The sequence below is a fragment of the Hwanghaeella sp. LZ110 genome (assembly GCF_048892525.1).
Classification (GTDB): Bacteria; Pseudomonadota; Alphaproteobacteria; order UBA8366; family Aestuariispiraceae; genus Pacificispira.
Genome location: NZ_JBLZHT010000018.1, coordinates 1 through 5214 on the forward strand (window position 1 = coordinate 1; position 5214 = coordinate 5214).

The 5214-nt window shown below is 51.8% G+C and carries 6 protein-coding genes; 5 read left to right on the forward strand and 1 reads right to left on the reverse strand.

Going from position 1 to position 5214, the window contains the following annotated elements; all coding sequences use genetic code 11:
- A partial coding sequence (locus ACOSDM_RS19935) for an NAD-dependent epimerase/dehydratase family protein (protein ID WP_420726298.1) occupies positions 1-266 on the reverse strand: 266 nt, incomplete at its 3' end.
- A 261-nt stretch (positions 267-527) separates the two neighbouring features.
- Between ACOSDM_RS19935 and ACOSDM_RS19940 the strand changes: the two genes are divergently transcribed.
- The 5 genes from ACOSDM_RS19940 to ACOSDM_RS19960 all read left to right on the forward strand — a co-directional run.
- Positions 528-1547 (forward strand): TRAP transporter substrate-binding protein, encoded by a 1020-nt coding sequence (locus ACOSDM_RS19940; RefSeq protein ID WP_420726299.1) that lies wholly within the window; start codon positions 528-530, stop codon positions 1545-1547.
- A gap of 88 nt (positions 1548-1635) precedes the next feature.
- The gene (locus ACOSDM_RS19945) at positions 1636-2172 is read left to right on the forward strand and encodes a TRAP transporter small permease (protein ID WP_290482079.1); all 537 of its coding nucleotides are present in this window, start codon (positions 1636-1638) and stop codon (positions 2170-2172) included.
- Positions 2173-2194: 22 nt separating this feature from the next.
- Positions 2195-3496 (forward strand): TRAP transporter large permease, encoded by a 1302-nt coding sequence (locus ACOSDM_RS19950; protein ID WP_290482078.1) that lies wholly within the window; start codon positions 2195-2197, stop codon positions 3494-3496.
- A 28-nt stretch (positions 3497-3524) separates the two neighbouring features.
- Positions 3525-4265: a GntR family transcriptional regulator gene (locus tag ACOSDM_RS19955; RefSeq protein WP_290482077.1), complete on the forward strand. Its 741-nt coding sequence runs from the start codon at positions 3525-3527 to the stop codon at positions 4263-4265.
- A 137-nt stretch (positions 4266-4402) separates the two neighbouring features.
- A partial coding sequence (locus ACOSDM_RS19960) for a hypothetical protein (RefSeq protein ID WP_420726300.1) occupies positions 4403-5214 on the forward strand: 812 nt, incomplete at its 3' end.

Consider the following 5214-nt stretch of genomic DNA (forward strand, 5'->3'; position numbering starts at 1 on the left):
TAAGGGTGCGTTGTGTGATGCGGCGACATGACCGCACCCAGATGCACGATCTGATCAATGCGATCCTGCTTCAGTAATTCAATAATCCAAGGAAGATCCTGAAGGTCGCCACGGACAAATCTGTATTCTGATCGAATATCCGACAGAAACCCAACATCCGGCTTCACATCCATAACGGTGACAGTGTGCCCCTGTGCGTTCAATTGCCGAACCACATTGACCCCGATGATACCAGTTCCGCCCGTCACAAGGACATTCATTGGCATTTTCCTCCATACCCCGATTTATTCTTGGAATGTACCCGGATGTTGTTTGAAACCACTATCCTCAGGTCATTCATTTTTTTCGATAATGCATACATTTTTATAATTAACAATGAAAAACATGCGAAAAATGTTTGATTATGTATGCAATGCATGCATTATCTCATGACAATCTGTGAAACGGTGGTGTCACTATCGTCGTATCCTAAAAACGACCCGATACAGATGGTCGACGCTAAAACAAATGGGAATGAGGAGGAAACAATGTGGAAAAAATATCAGGGCCTGATGGCCTTATGCCTATGCGTACTTTTAGGTCAAACCCAATTTGCAAAGGCAGCCGATCCAATTGAGCTGTCTTTTTCAATTTTCCTGCCGCCACAATCGATCAGCTACAAAGACGTTCTGGTACCCTGGGCTGAGCGGGTAGAAGAAGCATCCAACGGTGAGATTAAGATAAAGCTGTATCCCGGCGGTGCTCTTGGAAAAAGCCCTGCCGTACAATTGGATCTATTGACCAATGGCGTGGCAGATATTGCCTGGATGATCCCGGCCTATAGCCAGGGGAAATATCCTGACAATGAAGTCCTGAACCTTCCCTTTCACGTCGCCAGTTCGGTTGAGGGCAGTGTCAGCTATTGGCGATTATACGAGAAGGGATTGCTGCGCGGCTATGAAGACTTGCAGCCGCTCGGTCTCTTCACAACAGCCCCCTACAGCCTGCATACAGCAAAACCGATGACATCGTTAAGCGATGTGTCCGGGTTGAAAATTCGGTCCGCAGGTCAGGTTGATAATGCTATCCTGGAAAAAATCGGGGCGACCCCTGTTGGCTTACCCGTGACACAAGCGGCCGAGTCGATCAGCCGTGGGGTTATCGACGGGTCCCTGGCAGAATGGATCGGACTGAATGATTTCCGTATTCTGGATGTCACCAAGTATCACCTGCTGGTGCCGATGGGGGCCGTCCCGATCATGGTCGCCATGTCAAAAGAGCGCTTCGACGCTTTGCCGGAATCAGCCCAGAAGGCCATTCTTTCGGTCAGCGGTGAAACTTTCTCCCGTGCATTTGGTGAGGTATTTGATACCGAAGCTGATCGCATCCACAAGGAGACTGTGGCCAGCAGCAAGCATGTTGTCACGGAACCAGACGGTGCCGCTTTGGAACAATGGCGTACAGAACTGGGCGAAGTCAGCGATGGCTGGGCAAAGAACCAGGAAAATGGCGCAAGACTAAAAGCCTCGCTTGAGACGATCTTGTCAGATATCAGAGCAGGACGCTAGATTTTGATCGCGGGGCGCTTCGGGTTTGAGTAAAATCTAAACCGAAACGCCCCTCTTTCTTTAAGCCCGGCATAAGGGGGAATCTGACATGTCCGTGCCCCATCGCCCGAACAATTTGTATCAATTGGCAGGTTTACTTGCCAAAGCCGTTGCCGCGGCGGGATTGGTCTGCTTTTTAATCCTTGCTGCGATGACAGTGCTGGACGTTCTGATGCGCTGGCTGTTTAACAGTCCGATCAGCGCTGTTGGTGAGTTCTCAGGCCTGATTACCGCAGTATCCGTCGCCGCGACATTTCCAATTGCATTATGGAGCAAACGGGGCGTCGCTGTGCGCATTTTTGGGGCGTGGTTCGGACCGACAGGAAATGTCGTTTTGGAACTGCTGTCCCATATGGCCACCATCGGGGTATTGGCTGTCATCGTTTACCAGATGGGCCGTTTTGCAACCCGTGAGGCCGCGATGAACAGTGCAACATGGTTACTGCATTGGCCGACCGCACCATGGTGGTGGGCTGTAACAGTTATTCTAGGGATTGCCCTGCTCGTAGAAGCTCTTGTGACCTTCGACACGATCCACGACCTCCGCCGAGGCGACCAAGCCTCAAACCCGACAGTTTCGTTGTAATGGATGAGTATCAGGAGGCTTTATGGACTCGACCTTGATCGCGGCCCTGGGGATCGCAGGCATGTTTGCCCTGATCCTGTTGCATGTGCAGATCGGGATTGCGATGGCAATTGCCGGGGTGTTGGGCGTTGCCGCATTGATCGGCTGGGGTCCGGCATTATCACTTTTGGGTACAGAAACGGTTGCTAATTTATCCAGTACCGATCTGGCCGTTGTGCCATTATTCCTTCTGATGGGCAGCTTTGCCTCCGCCGGCCGCATGTCGACAGAAATCTATTCACTGGCCCAGGCAGGGCTGGGACATCGACGCGGCGGCCTTGCTTATGCCACGATTATGGGCTGTGCCGGGTTTGGGGCCATCTGTGGATCGTCCCTTGCAACAACCGCAACATTTGGACGAACCGCGCTGCCGGAAATGCTGCGCCACGGGTATAAAACGTCATTTTCGTGTGGCGTTATTGCGGCGGGTGGAAATCTGGGATCCATCGTGCCCCCCTCTATCGTCATGGTGATTTACGCCATTCTGGCGAAGCAATTCATCCTGGATGTCTTTGTCGCGTCGATCATTCCTATCATTCTGACCGTGATGGCAATGTTAGCGACCATCGCCATTGTCGTTCGTCTGCGGCCGGATTGGGCGCCTTTAAGCGCCCGCGCAACCTGGCTGGAACGCCTCGGCGCTTTGCGCAAGGCCTGGGCGGCCGGCATTTTGGTCTTCGTCGTTCTGGGTGGCATTTATGGTGGCGTCTTTACCGTGACCGAGGGAGCATCCGTCGGCGCGATTGCTGCGCTGGGCATTGCCCTGGTTCGCCGCCGCATGAGTTTGGCGGATTTCTGGAAGGCGCTGTTGGATGCTGCCCAATCCACCGCAGCCATCTATATTATAATTATAGGGGCCTCGGTTTTCGCCTATTTTGTAACGTTTTCTGGCTTGTCAGAAAGTTTTGTTACATTTCTTCAGGGCACCGGATTGCCCCCGCTGGCCATTATTTTCATGATCTTACTGGGCTATATTATCCTGGGCAGCATATTTGAAACCATCTCAGCCATGCTGATCACGCTTCCCTTTGTCCTGCCGCTGATCATTCAACTTGGCTATGATCCGATCTGGTGGGGAATCATAAATGTGGCGATCATCGAATTGGGAATGATCACGCCTCCCATTGGGATGAACGTGATGTTGCTGCATTCCATGACGCCGTCCGTACCTCTGCGCCAGATTTATACCGGCGTGGCACCGTTCATTCTGTGCAATTTGCTAGTACTGCTGGTATTGGTTCTTGTTCCAGATATTTCACTCATCCTGTTGCACTGGATGAACTGAAAAATGCTGCCATGACGAGAGAGGCGAAATGTCCACCCAAGTTGAGAATGCAACACAAATCCTTCGAGAAGCCATCCTGAGCGGCACCTATGGCGCGGGGGAGAAACTGAAGGAAGTGCATATAGCAGCCAGCCTGGGGGTATCGAGAACTGTTATCCGATTGGCACTCAGTTCTTTGGAACTTGAAGGGCTTGTGGCTCACACGCCCAATCGTGGTTTCAGAACTAAAAGATTCACACTGGATGAAGTTTCCGATGCAATCATCCTGCGAGGAGAAATTGAGGCTATCGCCGCACGCTGCATTTGTGAAAAAGGGATATCCGATGCGAATGTGTCGTTGTTCCGCGACCTTCTTGATAGCATGAAAACGGTCCTCGCTTCAGGATTCTCACAACGCGAAGCACGGCTAAAATGGATGGAACTTGTAGCTGAATTCCATGCCTTGATTGTCAGCGCCTCCGGTAACACAGCAATTCATTCAACAATTGCTCATCTTTCACGCATTCCACTGGTGGCGCCGCACAGTGTTGTCTTCGACCTGTCTTCCGACGATTTCAGCCTGGAACGTGTCAAGCGCACCTATGAGACCCGGGTCCAATTGGTTGAGGCATTAATTCAGCGGCAAGGCGGCCACGCTGCTGCCCTGATGATCGGGTATGCCCATCAGGCGTGCCGTAACAAGCGTGCCAGTGTTGAGGGTATGCGCCTTGGCAAACCCGTCTCCGCAATTCCGGGACTTGGTTTGATCAGCCGCTCCGAAGAACGGTGAAAGTCGGATCAGTTCATCATTCTTTTTAAAATGAATGCAATTCCATCAAAAAATCCGATTTCTAATTGATTTATTGGGCTCCAAATAATATTTTGCATGCAATTATTGTTTCTGTGATTTTTTGCGAAGGGGCGATCATGCCAAAAGATGACATTCAAACGGACCAAAATTCAGCAATCAACACAGGCCTGCGTCCGGATGCACTGCCACGGCACAGCACGCCGCCGCTGCAATCCAGCCGGCCGCCGCGCTGCCCTCCCTTTGTGGAAATCACCAAGTCCGATCAATTGCTACCCTATTTGGAGCATGTCGCACAACGGCCCTATAACCATGGCCTGAATGCGTGCTGGGACTTGAAAGAGGGCGAGCGCGTGATGCTGCGTGTCGACAATTGGCACAGCGAGCTGACCATTGAGGCCTGCAAAAAGATCCTTGAGAAGTACAAGGTCAAGTATGAGATCAAATATATCGACCGTGGACCGATCCCCCAATGGGTCGGCGCAGATGAAGTCGATTACTACCTGTTCCGCACCAAAGAACTCGCTGAGTGGATGGACATGTGGGAAGAGGAAGAGAAGAACCAGAAATACGACAAAATCCTGATGGGCTATGGCGGTCCGGTACTGGCCGAACGCTTCATCAAGATTCAGCGCATGCCCTTCATCACGCCGGAAATCCTGGCCTCCCCGGCCCATGCCATGCCTATTGAAGTCATCAATGCCATGGACAAATGGACCTGGGACCGGATTCGCAATGCCAAACGGGCGCGGATCACCGATCCCGAAGGCACCGATATGTCCTTTACCAATCACGATGAATATTGGGATGCCAATCGCGAATTCTATAATCCGGAATTAACCGCGCGGACCTGGACCGGGAATGAGCATTTCGGCAAGACCTATCTGCCGGGCCACATTACCGGACGCCCCTGGATGTTCCATCCGTTCAA